Origin of the sequence: Delftia sp. JD2 (genome assembly GCF_001682645.1) — a bacterium.
Taxonomy (GTDB): domain Bacteria; phylum Pseudomonadota; class Gammaproteobacteria; order Burkholderiales; family Burkholderiaceae_C; genus Comamonas; species Comamonas acidovorans.
In genome coordinates, this window is sequence record NZ_LFJT01000021.1 from 45,709 (window position 1) to 63,095 (window position 17,387).

Annotated in this window: 16 protein-coding genes; 7 read left to right on the plus strand and 9 right to left on the minus strand. The window is 66.3% G+C overall.

Annotated features, from left to right (window positions below):
• Positions 1–218 precede the first annotated feature (218 nt).
• The 7 genes from ACM14_RS13645 to ACM14_RS13675 all read right to left on the minus strand — a co-directional run bounded on the left by ACM14_RS13645 (position 219) and on the right by ACM14_RS13675 (position 9,176).
• Positions 219–908, minus strand: coding sequence for an ANTAR domain-containing response regulator (locus ACM14_RS13645; protein WP_065346432.1), 690 nt, complete (start codon positions 906–908; stop codon positions 219–221).
• Positions 909–910: 2 nt separating this feature from the next.
• On the minus strand, positions 911–2,059 hold the full coding sequence (locus ACM14_RS13650) for a transporter substrate-binding domain-containing protein (RefSeq protein ID WP_013802527.1): 1,149 nt from the start codon (positions 2,057–2,059) through the stop codon (positions 911–913).
• A gap of 80 nt (positions 2,060–2,139) precedes the next feature.
• On the minus strand, positions 2,140–3,876 hold the full coding sequence (locus ACM14_RS13655; RefSeq protein WP_065346433.1) for a nitric oxide reductase activation protein NorD: 1,737 nt from the start codon (positions 3,874–3,876) through the stop codon (positions 2,140–2,142).
• Positions 3,877–3,888: 12 nt separating this feature from the next.
• A complete protein-coding gene (locus tag ACM14_RS13660) occupies positions 3,889–4,746 on the minus strand; it encodes a CbbQ/NirQ/NorQ/GpvN family protein (protein WP_065346434.1) in 858 nt (285 codons plus the stop codon).
• Between the two features lie 72 nt (positions 4,747–4,818).
• A complete protein-coding gene (locus ACM14_RS13665) occupies positions 4,819–5,856 on the minus strand; it encodes an aliphatic amidase (protein ID WP_012205469.1) in 1,038 nt (345 codons plus the stop codon).
• Between the two features lie 307 nt (positions 5,857–6,163).
• Complete coding sequence (locus ACM14_RS13670; protein WP_034393326.1) at positions 6,164–7,573, minus strand: GntP family permease; 1,410 nt, start codon at positions 7,571–7,573, stop codon at positions 6,164–6,166.
• Positions 7,574–7,685: 112 nt separating this feature from the next.
• On the minus strand, positions 7,686–9,176 hold the full coding sequence (locus ACM14_RS13675) for a cytochrome P450 (protein ID WP_065346457.1): 1,491 nt from the start codon (positions 9,174–9,176) through the stop codon (positions 7,686–7,688).
• A 102-nt stretch (positions 9,177–9,278) separates the two neighbouring features.
• Between ACM14_RS13675 and ACM14_RS13680 the strand changes: the two genes are divergently transcribed.
• The gene (locus tag ACM14_RS13680; protein ID WP_065346458.1) at positions 9,279–10,223 is read left to right on the plus strand and encodes a helix-turn-helix domain-containing protein; all 945 of its coding nucleotides are present in this window, start codon (positions 9,279–9,281) and stop codon (positions 10,221–10,223) included.
• Positions 10,224–10,561: 338 nt separating this feature from the next.
• Positions 10,562–12,796 carry an NADP-dependent isocitrate dehydrogenase gene (locus tag ACM14_RS13685; RefSeq protein ID WP_013802520.1) on the plus strand — a complete coding sequence of 745 codons (2,235 nt, stop codon included), beginning with the start codon at positions 10,562–10,564 and terminating at the stop codon, positions 12,794–12,796.
• Positions 12,797–12,950: 154 nt separating this feature from the next.
• On the opposite strand, the gene ACM14_RS13690 is transcribed toward ACM14_RS13685, so the two are convergent.
• Both ACM14_RS13690 and ACM14_RS13695 read right to left on the minus strand, forming a co-directional pair.
• On the minus strand, positions 12,951–13,298 hold the full coding sequence (locus ACM14_RS13690; RefSeq protein ID WP_065346435.1) for an RNA-binding protein: 348 nt from the start codon (positions 13,296–13,298) through the stop codon (positions 12,951–12,953).
• A 121-nt stretch (positions 13,299–13,419) separates the two neighbouring features.
• Positions 13,420–13,629, minus strand: a complete 210-nt coding sequence (locus ACM14_RS13695) for a hypothetical protein (RefSeq protein WP_012205475.1) — start codon at positions 13,627–13,629, stop codon at positions 13,420–13,422.
• 354 nt (positions 13,630–13,983) lie between these two features.
• On the opposite strand from ACM14_RS13695, the gene ACM14_RS13700 reads away from it, so the two are divergent.
• The 5 genes from ACM14_RS13700 to ACM14_RS13720 all read left to right on the plus strand — a co-directional run bounded on the left by ACM14_RS13700 (position 13,984) and on the right by ACM14_RS13720 (position 17,357).
• Positions 13,984–14,382, plus strand: a complete 399-nt coding sequence (locus tag ACM14_RS13700) for a Fur family transcriptional regulator (protein WP_051940745.1) — start codon at positions 13,984–13,986, stop codon at positions 14,380–14,382.
• A 66-nt stretch (positions 14,383–14,448) separates the two neighbouring features.
• Positions 14,449–15,669 carry a zinc metallochaperone GTPase ZigA gene (gene zigA, locus ACM14_RS13705; RefSeq protein WP_065346436.1) on the plus strand — a complete coding sequence of 407 codons (1,221 nt, stop codon included), beginning with the start codon at positions 14,449–14,451 and terminating at the stop codon, positions 15,667–15,669.
• A 46-nt stretch (positions 15,670–15,715) separates the two neighbouring features.
• On the plus strand, positions 15,716–16,606 hold the full coding sequence (gene folE2 / locus ACM14_RS13710; protein ID WP_065346437.1) for a GTP cyclohydrolase FolE2: 891 nt from the start codon (positions 15,716–15,718) through the stop codon (positions 16,604–16,606).
• A 44-nt stretch (positions 16,607–16,650) separates the two neighbouring features.
• Positions 16,651–16,800: a type B 50S ribosomal protein L36 gene (gene ykgO, locus ACM14_RS13715; protein ID WP_013802515.1), complete on the plus strand. Its 150-nt coding sequence runs from the start codon at positions 16,651–16,653 to the stop codon at positions 16,798–16,800.
• Complete coding sequence (locus ACM14_RS13720) at positions 16,797–17,357, plus strand: carbonate dehydratase (RefSeq protein ID WP_013802514.1); 561 nt, start codon at positions 16,797–16,799, stop codon at positions 17,355–17,357. Before ykgO ends, ACM14_RS13720 begins: the two co-directional genes overlap by 4 nt.
• Positions 17,358–17,387: the final 30 nt, after the last annotated feature.

Here is a 17,387-nt window from a genome sequence, read left to right on the forward strand (position 1 = left end):
TGATTTTGATAATCCATTATCAGATTCTCATCGAACGAGAGTGACATTCACATATGTGAGCGGTTTGGTGGGTAACTATTGATCAAAGTATTCACAAGCCCTGCGTGCTCCGCATCGGGAGCCATTTTTTTCTTCACACGCTGCGTGCGTTCAAAAAAAGAGGACCCTGGTTCCCCGGGTCAAGCCATGGCTGCTGGCGGCAGGGAGTCCTGCGTGATTTACCCGCCCACGCCCTTGCCCAGCGACAGTATTTCGCTCGCATGCACGATGGCCTGGGCAATCTCCTCCACCGAGCTTCGCCGGCTCATGGCCTGGGCGCGGATCATTTCGTAGGCCTGGTCTTCGTTGATCTGGTGGGTTTGCATGAGGATGGCCTTGGCTTCGGCCACGCGGCGCTGGCCCAGCAGCTTGGCCTGGAGCTTGGCGATGCGCTGCTGCTGCTGGCGTGATTCCTTGTGGTTTCTGCGCGCCAGCACCAATGTGGACAGCAGGCCGAAAGAGCGGATGGGCGAGGGCAGGATGGCTTGCACTTGCAGCTCCAGCACGGCGGAGACGATGGTGGGGTTCTCGTAGTTGACCACGGCGATGGCGGTGGGCGGGCTCTCTCCCTCGCCCTGGGTCCAGGCGTAGTTCAACTGCAGGTGATCGGGGCGTACGGCCAGGAAGACCACGTCCGTGCCCTCGGGCAGGCTTGGCTGGGGCGGCCAGATGGCCTGGACCTGGCAGCCTATGCGCTGCAGCTGCTGGGCCAGTAGGCGGCCGTCCGCGTCGTCGGGGTGGACGACGGCAATGCGCAGCTGGCGCAGTTCCTTCAGTTGGGGCGAGGTGGCACGCAGCAGCGGTTTTCTTTCCAGCAGCGGCCGGCCTGTAGCAGCGCTGCCGGTGTCCTTGTTCGGGGCGGCATCCACGCTCAGTTCTCCAGGGCACCGAGGCTGGCGGTCCAGTCGCCCAGGGAGTGGGTGACCAGGTAGGGGTCGGGCGAGACGGCCCGGGTGGCCTGGCGCACGATGGTGAAGCCGCCCTGTGCGTTGGCGCGGCCCACGCGCGGGTGCAGCCAGGTGTGGTGGTTGTCGGGATCCAGCCGGATGCGGCCCTGGGGCGCGTCGAATTCGCTGCCCAGCAGATGGGGCAGCAGCTCACCTATGCGGTCACTGCCGGCCTGGCGGAAGGCGTTGGCGAACAGGTGCATCTGAAAGTAGGCGGCCTCCCAGCACAGGTTGGGCCGACAGTCGTCGCCCAGGCGCTGGCGCAGCCGGGCCAGGCAGCGCGCGTTGGCCGGCGAATCGATGGACTGGAAGTAGGGCGCGGCCGTGAAGTGGCCGGCCGCCACATCGGCGCCCATCTGGGCGATCTCGGCCTCGGAGGTGGTGAGGCTGGCAATCGGCATGGTCTGCGGGTTGAAGCCCGCATCGGCATAGGCGCGGTAGAGGCTGGCCGTGGAGTCGCCGACCACGGTGGAGAAGATGAAGTCCGGCTGCCTGGCGCGGATGTCCTGCATGATGGCCGCGTAGTCGCGCTCGGTGGCATCCAGCGGCAGGTAGTGTTCACCGAGTTTGTCGCTGCCCGGGTGCTGCATGACCAGCTCGCCCATGATGCGGTTGGACTCATAGGGGTAGATGTAGTCCGAGCCGATGAGGTAGACCCGCGCGCCGAAGCTGCTGGTCATGTAGTCGGCCAGTTGCACGCTGTTCTGGTTGGGCGCGGCGCCCGTGTAGATGACATTGCCCGAGAACTCGAAGCCTTCGTAGAGCGTGGGATAGAACAGCAGCTTGTTCCATTTCTCGACGATGGGGATGACCGCCTTGCGGCTGCTGGACATGTAGCAGCCGAAGATGACGTTGATGCCATCGCGCACGATGAGCTGCTCGGCCAGGGCCGCATAGCGGGCCGGCGTGGAGGCCGGGTCGTAGCGCACTGCGACCAGTTCACGCCCCAGCAGGCCGCCCGCCTCGTTGATTTCGTCTATGGCCAGCTGTGCGCCCTGCAGCTGGGACTGGCCGATGGTCGATGTGGTGCCGGTGGCCGAGTAAAGAATGCCGACTCTGACGGGGTCGTTCATGGGTTCCTTCTGTGCCAGGTGCTGGCGTGCGTTCTTTGCAGGCTTCAGGTTAATCGAGATTTCCGTGGCGCTTGCCGTGGTCAGCGGCCGGCTGCGAGCCTTGCGCCCATCTGGGACAGCCGCCTTGGCAGATGCCGCGCGTCGTCGGCAATCCCGTAGTTGCGCCCGCCAAAGATGTGGCGCACATAGCCGTCTGCCTGGCTGTCCACGGCCAGGCAACTGATGCGTATGCCTGCGGCGCGGGCCTGCTGCACGGCGTGGCGCGCGTCTTCGATCAGGTAGCGATCGTCATGCACGTCGATGTCGGCGGGTGCGCCGTCGGTGATCACCAGCAGATGGCGCTGGCCAGCAGGCTCGGCTGCCAGCAGGCTGCTGGCGTGGCGCAGGGCGGCGCCCAGGCGGGTGGAATGGCGGCCCTGCAGTGCCTGCAACCGGGCGGCCGCTGCTGCGGCAAAGGGCTGGCCGAAGTCCAGCAGGCGCAGGTAGCGGACTTCGGCGCGCGTGTTGGACGAGAAGGCGTGGATGGCCAGGCGGTCCACGCCGGTCCTGTGGCCTGCGCGCGATTCGGCCAGCATGAGGGCCGCCTGTTTCTCCAGCTCCAGCAATCTGGCGCCGTGGGGGCCGGGCGTGTTGACCGATTCGGAAGCGTCCATCAGCACGAGCACGCTGGTGGGGCGCGGGCCTTTGCCGGCACGGATGAAAAGGCGGGGCTCAGGGCGCAGGTTCAGGCGGCGGTCCACCTGGACCTCGATGGCGGCATTGAAGTCCAGGTCGTCGCCTTCCCACTGGCGGCGCAGGCGCTGGCGCCGGTCCAGCTGGCGTGCGGGCGGCAGCGGCAGGGGCGGCAGTGTCTGTCTGCCGGCCTGGGAGCCTTTGCCGGCCAAAGCCTCGGCCTGCCATGCGGGCAGGGTGTCGATGACGGTGCACCAGTCCGTCTTCAGGCGCTCCGACCTGCGGTCCCATTCGGGATAGCTGTGGCGCGACAGTTCCAGGCCTGGGTCCAGCTCCAGCGACTGGCCTTCCTGGGCATCGGACTGCTGTCCGGCGCCGGCCGATGGAGGAGGGGCCGCACGCGCAGCGATCTGCTGCAGCGCGAGTGTGTCTTCCTCGCCCTGGGGCGACTCCGGATGCTGCCAGAGATAGCTGTTGTCATCACGGTAGATGCTGGGCACGGCATGGTGCTGGGGGTCCATGCGCACGCGCATCTGGCCCAGGTCGTTGGCCAGGATGGACGCAATGGCTCGGAATGCGGCGTAGTCCTCCAGCCCGTGGCGCGTGGCGGTGTTCTCGAACAGGTCACGGGCCTTGTGGATCCAGTGGTTGCCGTCCATGCGCTCTGGCCACAGCAGCATGCGGTCCAGCCGGGCCATGAAGGCGGCAAAGCCCAGGTCGGATGGGTCGGGCTCGGGCGCGATGCAGGCCTCGAACCAGCGGCGCACGCCGGGGTGCTGCAGGCACAGCAGCCGCTCCACGCGCGCATCTTCCAGTGCGCCCACCACGGCCTGGCCCATGGGCTTGAGGGTGCTGCTGTCCTGGCGGGCGGGTGAAAAGCGCAGATGGGCTGCGGCATGGGCCATCGTTGCTGCGTGCAGGTTTGCCTGAATGGGCAAGTTGGCGGGAACCAGCAGCCGGGCAGGCTGGCTGATCAGCACGGCGCGCGGCGGCAGGGCGTGGGCCTGGCCTGGCGCCGGGGCACTGGCCGGCATCCTGGCCAGCGCCTGCACGGCGACAGGCTGGCGTGCCAGGCCGCTGGCCAGCAGGCCCAGCGTGTGCAGCAGGCGGGACTCTTCGGGCAAGGCAGCGGAGACGATGGCCATGGCGCGCGGCCCTCAGGCGCCGAACTCTGCTTCGACCAGCTGGCGCAGCGCGGCGGCGGTGTCGGGGTCGTCGGTCAGGGCGCTGGTGATGGTCATGTCGCAGCTGTCATGCACCGGCATGCCGTCGCGCATCAGCAGGCCCGCGTAGATCAGCATGCGGGTGGAGGCGCCTTCGTCCAGGCCCCGGTGGCGCAGTTCGCGCGTGCTGCGCGCCAGGCTGACCAGGCTGCGAGCGGTGGCCGGGGCAATGCCGGTCTCGTGGGCCACGATATCCGCCTCGATCTCGGGCGCCGGATAGTCGAAGTCCAGCGCCGCGAAGCGCTGGCGCGTCGATGGTTTCATGTCCTTGGCGCTGCTCTGGTAGCCGGGGTTGTAGGAAACCACCAGCTGGAAGTCGGGGTGCGCGTGGACCACCTCGCCCTTCTTGTCCAGCGGCAAGGTGCGGCGCGCGTCGGTCAGCGGGTGGATGACGACGGTGGTGTCCTGGCGGGCCTCCACCACTTCGTCCAGGTAGCAGATGCCGCCGTGGCGCACGGCCAGGGTCAGCGGGCCGTCGTGCCAGGCCGTGCCGTCGGCATCCAGCAGGTAGCGGCCCACCAGGTCGGAGGCCGTCATGTCCTCGTTGCAGGCCAGCGTGACCAGGGGGCGCTTGAGCGCCCAGGCCATGTACTCCACAAAGCGCGTCTTGCCGCAGCCCGTGGGGCCCTTGAGGATGAGCGGCATGCGGTGCTGGTAGGCCTGGCGGTAGAGCTGGACCTCGCGGCCCGAGGGGCGGTAGAAGGGCTCTTCCTCGATGCGGTATGCCGCCAGCGGGTCGGCGGCCTGGCTGGCGGGAGCGGGCACCGGGCCTGTGGTTGTTGTCGTGCTCATCTTCACTCTTCACCTTTCCGTGTTCATGGGCGAGCCTGCCCCCGGGCCTGCAGGCCCGGAGGCAGGACGCTGTCAGCGGTGCTTGGGCGCCTCGTGCGGAATGCCTTCGATGGGGCATTCGGGCGTGCCTACGGTGGTGCGTGTGAAGGACTCCACCATCTCGCGCGTGCCCTCGGGATCGTTCACCCACTGGCTGTAGAAGTTGTAGGGGCAGGCGGCCACGCCCTTGTCCCCGTCGCCGGAGTTGATGGTGCCGGTGTAGCCGCGGTGCACCAGCTTGAACAGATGGTTCTGCGACTGGCCGTTCTTGCGCGCATCGCGGATCAGGTGCTTGGACAACTCGGCGTACTGGATGCCCATTTCCTCCTCGCCGGTCTCGCCCAGGGTGCGGCCGTCGAAGCCGATGATGGCCGAGTGCCCGAAGTACGAGTACACGCCGTCGAAGCCCGCCGCATTGGCCACGGCCACGTAGCAGTTGTTCATGAAGGCCATGGCCTTGGAGACCATGATCTGCTGCTCCTTGGCCGGGTACATGTAGCCCTGGCAGCGCACGACGAGCTCGGCGCCGCGCATGGCGCAGTCGCGCCAGATCTCGGGGTAGTTGCCGTCGTCGCAGATGATGAGGCTGATCTTCAGGCCCTTGGGGCCTTCGCTCACATAGGTGCAGTCGCCCGGGTACCAGCCCTCGATGGGCACCCAGGGCATGATCTTGCGGTACTTCTGCACGATCTCGCCCTGGTTGTTCATGAGGATCAGGGTGTTGTACGGCGCCTTGTTGGGATGCTCCTCATGGCGCTCGCCCGTCAGCGAGAACACGCCCCAGACGTTGGCCCTGCGGCAGGCGTCGGCGAAGATTTCTGTCTCTTCGCCCGGGATGGCGCTGGCCGTGTCGTACATCTCCTTGGCGTCGTACATGATGCCGTGCGTGGAGTACTCGGGGAAGATCACCAGGTCCATGCCCGGCAGGCCGCGCTTCATGCCCACCAGCATGTCCGCGATCTTGCGGCAGTTGTCCAGCACCTCGGCCTTGGTGTGCAGGCGCGGCATCTTGTAGTTGACCACCGCCACGCCGACGCAATCGTTGCTGCTGGAAATATCTCCGTGTCTCATGCTGCTGCTCCTGAAGGGGTTGAGGGGGCGGCGCGCGGCATCGCAGCCCCCTCGATTCCCGGCCAACAAAAAAAGGCCCGAACCGCTCCGGGTCAGGGAGCGGTTCGGGCCTTGTTGCCCGACATCGGCGCTGGCAGCTTTGGCAGCGGATGTCGTCTTGTCGGTGATGCGGGAATGAATCGGGGCGATGCCTTATCGCCGTGAATGCATTGTTGCCATGCACCCGCCCCGCGCATATACGTCATATGCCGGTTGTGGCGGGCGCGATGCCGTGGTATTTCCCGCGCGCGCTCTGCGCCCTGGTCCCTCAGAAGGACCCGAACATGGTGCCGAGCGTGATCACCAGCACCAGGGCCAGCAGGGGCGCGCCAATGGTCATGATGGCGATGTTGCCGTACGACTGGCGGTGCGTGAGGCCGCAGATGGACAGCAGCGTGATGATGGCGCCGCTGTGCGGCAGGGTGTCGAAGCAGCCGGCCGCCATCACCGCCACGCGGTGCAGCAGCTCCGGGCTGATGCCCAGCTGGGCGGCCATGGCCAGGTAGTCCTTGCCCAGCGTGGACAGGGCAATCGACAGGCCGCCCGACGACGACCCCGTGATGCCCGCCAGCACGTTCATGGCCACGGCCTCGGAGATCAGCGGGTTGTGGGGTGCGACGTTGAGCACGGCCTCGCGGATGATGGCAAAGCCCGCCAGCCCCGCGATGACCGCGCCGTAGCCCACTTCCGAGGCGGTGTTGAAGATGGGCAGCATGGAGCCCAGCACGCCCTTGTTCACCGACTCCTTGAGATTGCGCCAGCGGCCCAGGCCCAGCAGCACCAGTGCGGCGCAGGCCACGGCCAGGGCCATGATCAGCGCCCACAGGCCCGTCTGCTTGGCCGGGTCCACGGCAGGAAAGCGTTCCTTCAGAAAGCCGAAATCCATCTGCGGGAACACACCGTAGGTCAGCAGCGCGTTGACCGCGATCACCAGCACCAGCGGCAGCAGGGCCAGCAGCAGCGGCAGGTCCCGGCGGCTGTGCAGGGCGGGATCGCTTTCTTCATGCAGGCCCTGCTCGACGGCATCGTCATGGTCGCCGTAGCCTTCGCCGGCCACGCGCGCCTTGGCCGCGCGCGACTGCAGCCACCACAGGCCCAGGGCCAGCATGGTCATGCCGCCGATGATGCCCAGGCCTGGCGCCGCGAACACATTGGTGCCGTAGTAGGGAATGGGAATGGCGTTCTGGATGGACGGCGTGCCCGGCAGCGCCGTCATGGTGAAGGTGAACGAGCCCAGCGCGATGGTGGGCGGTATCAGCCGCTTGGGCACATGGGCTGCGCGGAACAGCGACTTGGCAATCGGATAGATGGCAAAGGCCACCACGAACAGCGACACGCCGCCATAGGTGAGCACGGCGCAGGCCAGAACCACCGTGAGGATGGCGTGCTTCTCGCCCAGCACGCGCATGATCCAGTGCGATATCGCGGTGGCTGCGCCCGAGTCCGCCATCAACTGGCCGAACAGCGCGCCCAGCAGGAACACCGGGAAGAACTGCAGCATGTAGTTGCCCAGAGCGCCCATGAAGGTGCTGGTGTACAGCGGCAGCATGTGGCCCAGGTCGCCGGACAGCAGCACGGCCACGGCGGCCATCAGGGGGGCCAGCAGCAGCACGGAGATGCCTCGGTAGGCCAGGAACATCAGTCCCGCCAGTGAAATCACGATTGCCAGGGTACTCAAATCGTCTCCAGTCCAGTGGTTCTAGTCAAAAAGACAGAATAAATGCGGATGGGTGACAATTTGGCGTAATTGGCGTGCTTTGTAGATGATTTGGCGCAATATATCGCCACGTTTACCCGGCCTGTGCGCCGCTGCGCGACTGCAGCCGCAGTCTCAAGGGCGTGGATGGCCGCAGCGTGACCTGCAGCACAGGGCGGGGCGCGCCGGCACCTTCGGGCACGCTCAGCCGAAGGCGCTGCAGCACCATGGCCGCCACTATTGTCATCTCCGTGCTGGCCAGGTGCTGGCCCAGGCATACGCGCGGGCCGGTGCCAAAGGGCATCCAGCTGCCGCGCGGCGCGGCAGGGGCTCCGTCCTTGTCGGCATCGGCGAAACGCTGCGGCTGAAAGGCATCGGGTTGCGGGAACCAGCGCGCATCGCGTTGCATGAGGCCGGGCGCAATCATGAACAGGGTTCGCGCGGGCAGGCGCCACGGACCCAGCTGCACAGGCCGTGTGCAACGCCGGCTGATGAGCACCGGCGCGGCCGGGTACAGGCGCATGGCTTCCTGAAGGCTCCAGCCCAACTGGCGCAGCGCGGGCAGGTCCTGCGCCGTGGGCGTGCGGCCCTGCAGCTGTGCATGGATCTCGTCAGCCACCTGCTGCTGCGCCTCGGGATGGGTGGCCATGCACCAGGACCACCAGGTCAGGCTGCTGGCCACGGTTTCGTGACCTGCCAGAAAGGCCGTCATGCACTCATCGCGCACGGCCTGCAGTGTCCAGGCCTGGGCGTCGCCCCGGTGCAGGCGCAGCAGGCGGCTGAGCAGATCCTCGGGCCAGTCTGCATCGGCCTGCGCCAGCCGGAGCCCGACCTGCCGGTCGATGAAGCCGCGCAGCCAGGCCAGCGCCCGGCGCTTGCGGCGCTTCCATGGCATGGCATCGGGCCAGCGCAGGGGCCAGTAGAACTCGCTGTTGGCGGCATGGCTGACTTCGCGGATGGCCTGCTCCGCGGAGCGCGCATCCTCGCCGATGGCGCCGGAGAACATCAGCCGCATGATCACATCCATGGCCAGGGCGGTCAGCGCCTGTTCCATCGGAAAGTCCTCGGACTGCTGCGGCCAGGCCTGGAGCGCGGCCTGTGCGGCTGCGGCCAGGGCCGGTATCTGGGCCTGCACGGCCTTGGGGGAGAAGGCCGGCAACAGGGCCTGCCGCTTGCTGCGCCAGGGCTGGCCTTCGCTGACCAGCACGCTGTGGCCGTGCAGTTGGGCAAAGACCGAGATGCCGTGCTCCCAGCGCACCAGCGCATCGTGCTGGCCCACCAGCAGTTCGCGCACCAGTTCGGGATCCGTGACGACGACCTGGTGCTCTGGCCAGATGCGCAGATGGATGGCATCGCCGTGCTCGCCGCGCCATTGCGCCAGCGTACCCAGCAGGTCGCGCGACATGCGGCGCAGCAGGCCCCAGCCCGTGAGCCCCGCTGCCGGGCCGGGTGGCCAGGCTGTGGAGGCCGTCTGCTCGGGTTGCGCCGGTTGCGCGGATTGCGGCGCTTGCGTGGCAAAGGGGCAGGAGGCCGCATTCGACGGCGCCGGTGTGCAGGCATCTTGCGTGGGATTCGGGCGGTTCATGTTCCCATGCTCGCTGGTCACGCCGCCCGTGGTCTTGAACGAAAGCGTCACGGGATCGGCGGGCGGCAAGGCCTACACTGCGCCTCCATGGATGCCGTCGTGATGCCCGAAGCCGCAATCGAAGCCTGTACGCCCAGTGCCTTTGCTGCCTGTCCGCCCCTGCATGCCAGGGCCGCGCGCTGGGCAGGCCAGGGGCGGCAGCCGCACTCCATGCTGTATCCCGCGCCGGCAGGGCTGCATGGTGCGGTGGTGGCCGTCGTCTGCCGCGATACGCGGGGCGTGGCCCTGGACGATGCGCAGCGGCTGTCGCATTTTCCCGCCACCCCCATGGTCTGCCTGTCCTGGTACCAGGACATGGCTGCAGGCGTGGTGGTCGTGCAGGGCTGCGAGCCCTTTGAGGCATCCGTCATGCTTTCGGGCAGCCAGACCGCGCCCACGGTCAGCTGGGCCAGCGGGCCGGGCCGTGGCGGCATGGTCTGCCTGCACCTGGATGCCGCGCTGCAGCTGTTCGGCCCCGGTGTGCTGCAGGCGCAGGATGGCTTTGTCGCGGCAGCCGGGGTGCTGGGGCCGTCCTGGTCCGCGCTGTGCCAGGCCCTGCTGGATGCGCAGGACGATGCTGGCACCCTGGACGCGTTGCAGCGCCACCTGGCGCCGCGCTGGCGCGAGGTCCGGGGGAGCGCCCTGCAGGTGCTGCCCTCATTGCGCGAGCATGGGCGCCACTGGGTGGCCTGGCTGGGGATGCAGGCGCTGCAATGGCAAAGAACGCTGGGCGCGCGCCAGGTGGAGCGGCGCATCAAGCAGTTCAGCGGCCGCTCCTTGCGGCAGTGGCAGGGCATGGTGCGCACGGAAAGCCTGTTCCATGCGGCGCGGCGCCACCATGAACAGGGACAGGCACTGGACTGGGCCGCGCTGGCGCTGGACGAGGGCTTCTCCGACCAGGCCCATATGTGCCGCGCCGTGCGCCAGATCACGGGGTTTCCGCCGGGGGAGTTTGCGCGGCGCTTCGAGCACGATGAATCGTTCTGGATGTATCGGCTCTGGGTTTGACCCGGGGGTCTGCTCCGCTTGCGTGTCCGTCACGCTACAGCATTTTTTGCATGGTAGAAAACGCGGGGGCTGCAAGCCGTTTCCCTGTGAAAACAGGTCCCGAATGCCGCTGTAAAACCCTAAGTCTTCTACAAGACTTAAAAAATATGGCGGGTTCCGCTTAGAATTTTGTATTGTGGGATCGCATTGCAGAAAACGCCGGGGCAGCATGCTGGCGCGACGGGGCATTGCGTGACGGTCCTACTGCCTCAGGCTGCACCGGTCCCGTTTCCCCTAGCGGATGCCCGGTTCGACGGCCTACGGCGCGACCCCTACCTTTTCACTACCTGAGACAAGAGATGAGCACGCAGCAACCCACCATCATCTACACCCTGACCGATGAGGCTCCGCGCCTTGCCACCAGTGCCTTCCTGCCTGTGGTGCGCGCCTTTGCCGCACCCGTCGGCGTGAATGTCGAGACCGCCGACATCTCCGTGGCCCACCGCATCCTGGGTGAGTTCTCCGAATTCCTGGCCGAAGACCAGCGCGTGGCCCACACCTTGTCCGAGCTCGGCAAGAAGACGCTGGAGCCCGATGTCAACATCATCAAGCTGCCCAACATCAGCGCCTCGGTGGCCCAGCTGACGGCTGCCATCAAGGAGCTGCAGGGCAAGGGCTACGCACTGCCCGACTACCCCGAGAATCCGACCAACGACCAGGAAAAGGACATCAAGGCACGCTACGGCAAGTGCCTGGGCTCGGCCGTGAACCCCGTGCTGCGCGAGGGCAACTCCGACCGCCGCGCTCCTGCCGCCGTCAAGAACTACGCCAAGAAGCACCCCCACTCCATGGGCGAGTGGAAGCAGTGGTCGCAAACCCATGTCTCGCACATGGAGCACGGCGACTTCTACCACGGCGAAAAGTCGATCACGCTGGATGCCGCACGCGACGTCAAGATGGAGCTGACCACCAAGAGCGGCAAGACCGTGGTGCTCAAGTCCAAGGTGGCACTGAAGGCTGGCGAGATCATCGACTCCATGTTCATGAGCAAGAAGGCGCTGTGCGACTTCTATGAAAAGGAGCTGGACGACTGCCGCGACGCCGGCATCCTGTTTTCGCTGCACGTCAAGGCCACGATGATGAAGGTCTCGCACCCCATCGTGTTCGGCCACTGCGTGAGGATCTACTACAAGGAAGCCTTCGAGAAGCACGGCAAGCTGTTCGACGAGCTGGGCGTGAACGTCAACAACGGCATGTCCACGCTGTACGAGAAGATCGAGACGCTGCCCGCCTCGCTGCGCGAAGAGATCATCCGTGACCTGCACGCCTGCCAGGAACACCGTCCCGCGCTGGCCATGGTGGACTCGGCCAAGGGCATCACCAACTTCCACTCGCCCAACGACGTGATCGTTGATGCGTCCATGCCCGCCATGATCCGCCAGGGCGGCAAGATGTGGGGCGCCGACGGCAAGCCCTACGACTGCAAGGCCGTGATGCCTGAGTCCACCTTTGCCCGCATCTACCAGGAGATGATCAACTTCTGCAAGTGGCACGGCAACTTCGACCCCAAGACCATGGGCACCGTGCCCAACGTGGGCCTGATGGCGCAAAAGGCCGAAGAGTACGGCTCGCACGACAAGACCTTCGAGATCGAGGAAGACGGCGTTGCCAACATCGTCGATCTGGCCACCGGCGAAGTGCTGATGAGCCAGAACGTGGAGCAGGGCGACATCTGGCGCATGTGCCAGGTCAAGGACGCTCCCATCCGCGACTGGGTCAAGCTGGCCGTCACGCGTGCCCGCAACTCCGGCATGCCTGCCGTGTTCTGGCTGGACCCCTATCGTCCGCACGAGGCCGAGCTGATCAAGAAGGTCAACACCTACCTCAAGGACTACGACACCACGGGCCTGGAAATCCACATCCTGTCTCAGGTCCGCGCCATGCGCTACACGCTGGAGCGCGTGGCCCGCGGCCTGGACACCATCTCGGTGACCGGCAACATCCTGCGCGACTACCTGACCGACCTGTTCCCCATCATGGAACTGGGCACCTCGGCCAAGATGCTGTCCATCGTGCCCCTGATGGCCGGTGGCGGCATGTACGAAACGGGTGCTGGCGGCTCGGCTCCCAAGCACGTGCAGCAGCTGGTGGAAGAAAACCACCTGCGCTGGGATTCGCTGGGCGAGTTCCTGGCACTGGCCGTGTCGCTGGAAGACCTGGGCATCAAGAACGACAACGCCCGCGCCAAGTTGCTGGCCAAGACCCTGGATGAAGCCACGGGCAAGCTGCTGGACGAAGACAAGTCGCCTTCGCGCCGCACCGGCGAGCTGGACAACCGTGGCAGCCAGTTCTACATCGCCCTGTACTGGGCACAGGCCCTGGCGGCGCAGACGGAAGATGCCGAACTGGCCTCCAAGTTCGCTTCGCTGGCCAAGCAACTGGCCGACAACGAGTCCAAGATCATCGAAGAGCTGCGCGCCGTGCAGGGCAAGGCCGTGGACATCGGTGGCTACTACATGCCCGACGTGGCCAAGATGGATGCCGTGATGCGCCCCAGCGCCACGTTCAACGCAGCCATCGACGCGCTGCTGTAAGCCACTGTGCCGGGGCCAGGCCCCGGCATGCTTCAGCCATGACCGGCCGACCCGCAAGGGCGGCCGGTTTTTTCATGCCTGCAACGGCAGGAAAGAAAACCGCAGGCGAAAAAAAACCGGCCCAGAGAGCCGGTTTTTGGAAGCTGCGCCGTGATCAGTAGCGACCGCCGCCGTGGCCGCCATTGCCGTAGCCGACGTCCGCACGCTTGCCGGCGTAACCCTGCGGGCTGTAACCACCGGAGCTGCGGCCTTCTTCACGGGGACGGGCCAGGTTCACGACGATCGAGCGTCCGTCCACGGACATGCCGTGCAGGCCGGTGATGGCGGCCTGGGCGACTTCGGCAGAAGCCATTTCCACAAAGCCGAAGCCCTTGGAGCGGCCGGTTTCGCGGTCCATCATGACCTTGGCGGAGGCCACGTTGCCGAACTCGGCAAAGTTGCTTTCCAGGCTGGAGTCGGTCACGGAGTAGGGCAGATTGCCCACGTAGATTTTGGTGGTCATAGGAAAACCTCTTCGATTGGATGTGCGCAAAAGGGCGCACCGTTGGCATGCATGCGGCGGACTGTGCAATCCGCGGCGGTGAATGGGTGGGAAGGCGACAGGCAGCCGGGCAGGCAGGCCGTCAGCAGGCAGGCGGGTGCTGCATGCAGGTCTGGAGCCAGCCCTGGGTGACAGCAAACAGCCGTGCTGCTTCGCGGGAGGCGAACGCCTTGTCGAAACGGAATACGCGGCAGTAGCTGCCGTTGCCTTGGGAGCGATGGACCGCGAAGGAGGCGCGGAAGCGGCCGCAGTCGGTCGGGTGTGTCGAGGGCGAGACGACGTACTTGCCCATGGGAATGCCGGTGTTTGAAATGTGGTTCAGTCAGGTTCGCAGCCTTGAACAGGCCTGCGTGAGCATCTGGGAACTCGGTTGGCTGCAGCTCTACAGACCAACTGTGCGACAAAGGTCGCAAGAGACATCCTGCGGGGGAGCGGCGGACAGCCGTTGTGCAGGGAAGGGAAGTGGGCGGCTTAAGCGCTTGGCCTCAACAACGGAGCTGACTATATCCTGTTGTGTATTTAAGCGCAACTTAATATTCTTTTTAATTGTAAAACAGTGCGTGGCCGCTAATTTTGTTATGTTATAACGTAACTGTTTTGATGCAGGGCAAGGTCGCTGCCCGCCCTTTTTGACCAGGAAACCACCATGTCCCACTCCCTGACCACCAAGCAACAACGCGTGCTCGACACGCTGCGCCAGGCCGGCGCGCCGCTGACGGCCTACGCGCTGCTCGACCAGTTGCGGGACCACGGTTTGACGGCCCCTACCCAGGTCTACCGCGCGCTGGACAAGCTGGCCGAGCAGGGCGTGGTCCATCGCCTGGAGTCGCTGAATGCCTATGTCTGCTGCTCGCATCCGGACGAGGGCAGCCATGATTTCTCGGCCTTTGCGATCTGCGACAGCTGCGGCCAGGTCGATGAGTTCGTGGACGACGCGCTCAACCGCTGCCTGGGCAGCTGGGCGCATGGCAATGCCTTTGCGCTGGCCCATTCGAACATCGAGCTGCATGGCAAGTGCTCCGCCTGCACCGCGCTCCCCGCCTGAGACCCCTCCCTGCGCATGCGGCTGCAGTGCCCGCCGCGCGATCCCTGTCCCTGTTCGAGAGATTCCATGATGCATACCGTAGCGCCGGTTCAGCCGCCGCATGCCCGATTGCCTGTAACCGTGCTGTCGGGTTTTCTGGGCGCGGGCAAGACCACCTTGCTCAACCACATCCTGCACAACCGCGAAGGGCGGCGCGTGGCCGTCATCGTCAATGACATGTCCGAGGTCAACATCGACGCGGCCCTGGTGCGCGATGGCGGCGCCGGCCTGTCGCGCACCGACGAAAAGCTGGTGGAGATGAGCAACGGCTGCATCTGCTGCACGCTGCGCGAGGACCTGCTGCTGGAGGTGGCGCGGCTGGCGGGCGAGGGCCGCTTCGACCAGCTGGTCATCGAGTCCACGGGCATCTCCGAGCCGCTGCCGGTGGCCGAGACCTTCACCTTCGCGGGCGAGGACGGACGCAGCCTGGGCGATGTGGCGCGGCTGGACACCATGGTGACCGTGGTCGATGCTTTCAACTTCCTGCACGACTATGGCTCGCGTGACAGCCTGCGCTCGCGCGGTGAATCGCTGGGCGAGGAGGACCGCCGCACCGTGGTCGATCTGCTGATCGAGCAGGTGGAGTTCTGCGATGTGATCGTGCTCAACAAGATCGACCTGGTCACCGAGGAGGACTGCACGCGGCTGATGGCCATCCTGCGCGGGCTCAACCCGCGTGCCAGGCTGGAGATCGCCTCCTTCGGCCAGTTGCCGCTGGATCGCGTGCTCGATACCGGGCTGTTCGATTTCGAGGAGGCCTCCAGGGCGCCGGGCTGGCTGCAGCAGTTGCGTGGCACGCACCAGCCCGAGACGGAGGCCTATGGCGTTGCCAGCTTTGTCTACCGCGCCCGTCGCCCCTTTCATCCCCGGCGCTTCTTCGGCCTGGTGCAAAGCGAATGGCCGGGAGTGGTGCGCTCCAAGGGATTTTTCTGGCTGGCCAGCCATCCGGCTATGGCCGGTTCCTGGTCGCAGGCCGGCGCCGTGGCCCGCCATGGGCCGGCCGGCCACTGGTGGGCCGCCGTGGAGGCCGAGCGCTGGCCGCGCGACCCCGAAAGCGTGGAGCGCATCCTGGACAAATGGGTCGATGGCGTGGGCGACGCGCGCCAGGAACTGGTGCTGATCGGCATGGGCATGGACGAGGACGCGCTGCGCGCGCGCCTGGACGAGTGCCTGCTGACCGATGCAGAAATGGCCCTGGGCCCGCAGGCCTGGGCGCAATGGGACAACCCGTTTCCCGACTGGAATTGAACGAATACCGCGCCGGCCTGGGTCGGCGTGGCCACTGGAGTCCCGAATGCCCGCACCTCTTCCCGATGTTTCCCTGACCGATCCCGCTCCCAGCCTCAGCCCGCTGCAATGGGTGGGCATGCAGGGCATAGACCTGCCCGTGACCGTGGCCGAGCCCGGCTACTGGCGCGAGCTGCATGCGCGTGCCGATGTGCAGGTCGATCTTCCTGCGGCCCATGTCAAGGGCATACACATGTCCCGGCTGTACCGGCAACTGGACAGCCTGGCCGAGGAATCCGCGCTGTCTGCCCTGGCGCTGCGCCATGCGCTGCAGGCCATGATCGACAGCCACCTCGACTGCCAAAGCCGCAGCGCCCGCCTGCGCCTGTCGCTGGACCTGCTGGCCCAGCGGCCCGCCCTGGTCACCCACGATCTGTCGGGCTGGAAGTCCTATCCCGTGCGCCTGGACGCCACGCTGGCGCAGGGCGTGTTCCAGCTGCGGCTGCAGGTGGGCGTGGGCTATTCCTCGACCTGCCCCTGCTCGGCGGCACTGTCGCGCCAGTTGCTGGAGCATGGCTTTTTGCAGGCCTTTGCGGGCGAGCCACTGGTGGAGCCGGACCAGGTGGCCTCCTGGCTGCGCCGGCATGGCACGCTGGCCACGGCACACAGCCAGCGCAGCAAGGCCCAGGTCAGCGTGGACCTGGCCTGTGATGGGCCGGACCTCGGCATCCTGCCCCTGATCGCCCGCGTGGAGCAGGCGCTGGGCACGCCCGTGCAGACCGCGGTCAAGCGCGCCGACGAGCAGGCCTTTGCCGCGCTCAACGGCCGCAACCTGATGTTTGTCGAGGATGCGGCGCGCCGCATACAGGCCGCGCTGGAAGGCATCTACGCCCGGCCGCGCGTGCATGTGCGCCACATGGAGAGCCTGCATCCGCACGATGCCGTGGCCTGGGCATGACCGGCGAGCCGGCACCCGTTTCTCTTCAACCCAAGGAGTTTTCCATGCAAGTTCTCTCGTCCCTCAAGGAAGCCAAGCTGCGCCATCGAGACTGCCAGGTGGTGCGCCGGCGCGGCCGCATCTACGTCATCTGCAAGAGCAACCCGCGCTTCAAGGCCCGCCAGGGCGGCGCAAAGAACAGGCGCAAGGGATGATCCGCAAGAACCCGCGCGGCGACCTGCCGCGCATCCATGCCAGCGCCTTCGTGGACCCCACGGCCATCCTGTGCGGACTGGTGGTCGTGGAGGAGAACGTCTTCATCGGCCCCTATGCGGTGATCCGTGCCGACGAGATGGATGCGGACGGCCACATCGACCCCATCGTGATCGGTGCGCACTCCAACATCCAGGACGGGGTGGTGATCCACTCCAAGTCCGGCGCGCGCGTCAGCGTGGGGCAGCACACCTCGATCGCCCATCGCGCCATCGTCCACGGGCCCTGCACCGTGGGCAATGGCGTGTTCATCGGCTTCAACAGCGTGCTGTTCAACTGCGTGGTCGATGACGGCTGCGTGGTGCGCTACAACGCCGTGGTCGATGGATGCCACTTGCCGCCGGGCTTTTATGTGCCGTCCACTGCGCGCATAGGCCCGGAGACCGACCTGTCCACGCTGGCCCAGGTGCCCGCCGACGCCAGCGATTTCTCCGAGGACGTGGTCCGCACCAACAACGAATTGGTGCGCGGCTACAAGGCCATCCACAATGAGTTCTAGAACAAAGCACCCCCTGAGCGGCTACGCCGC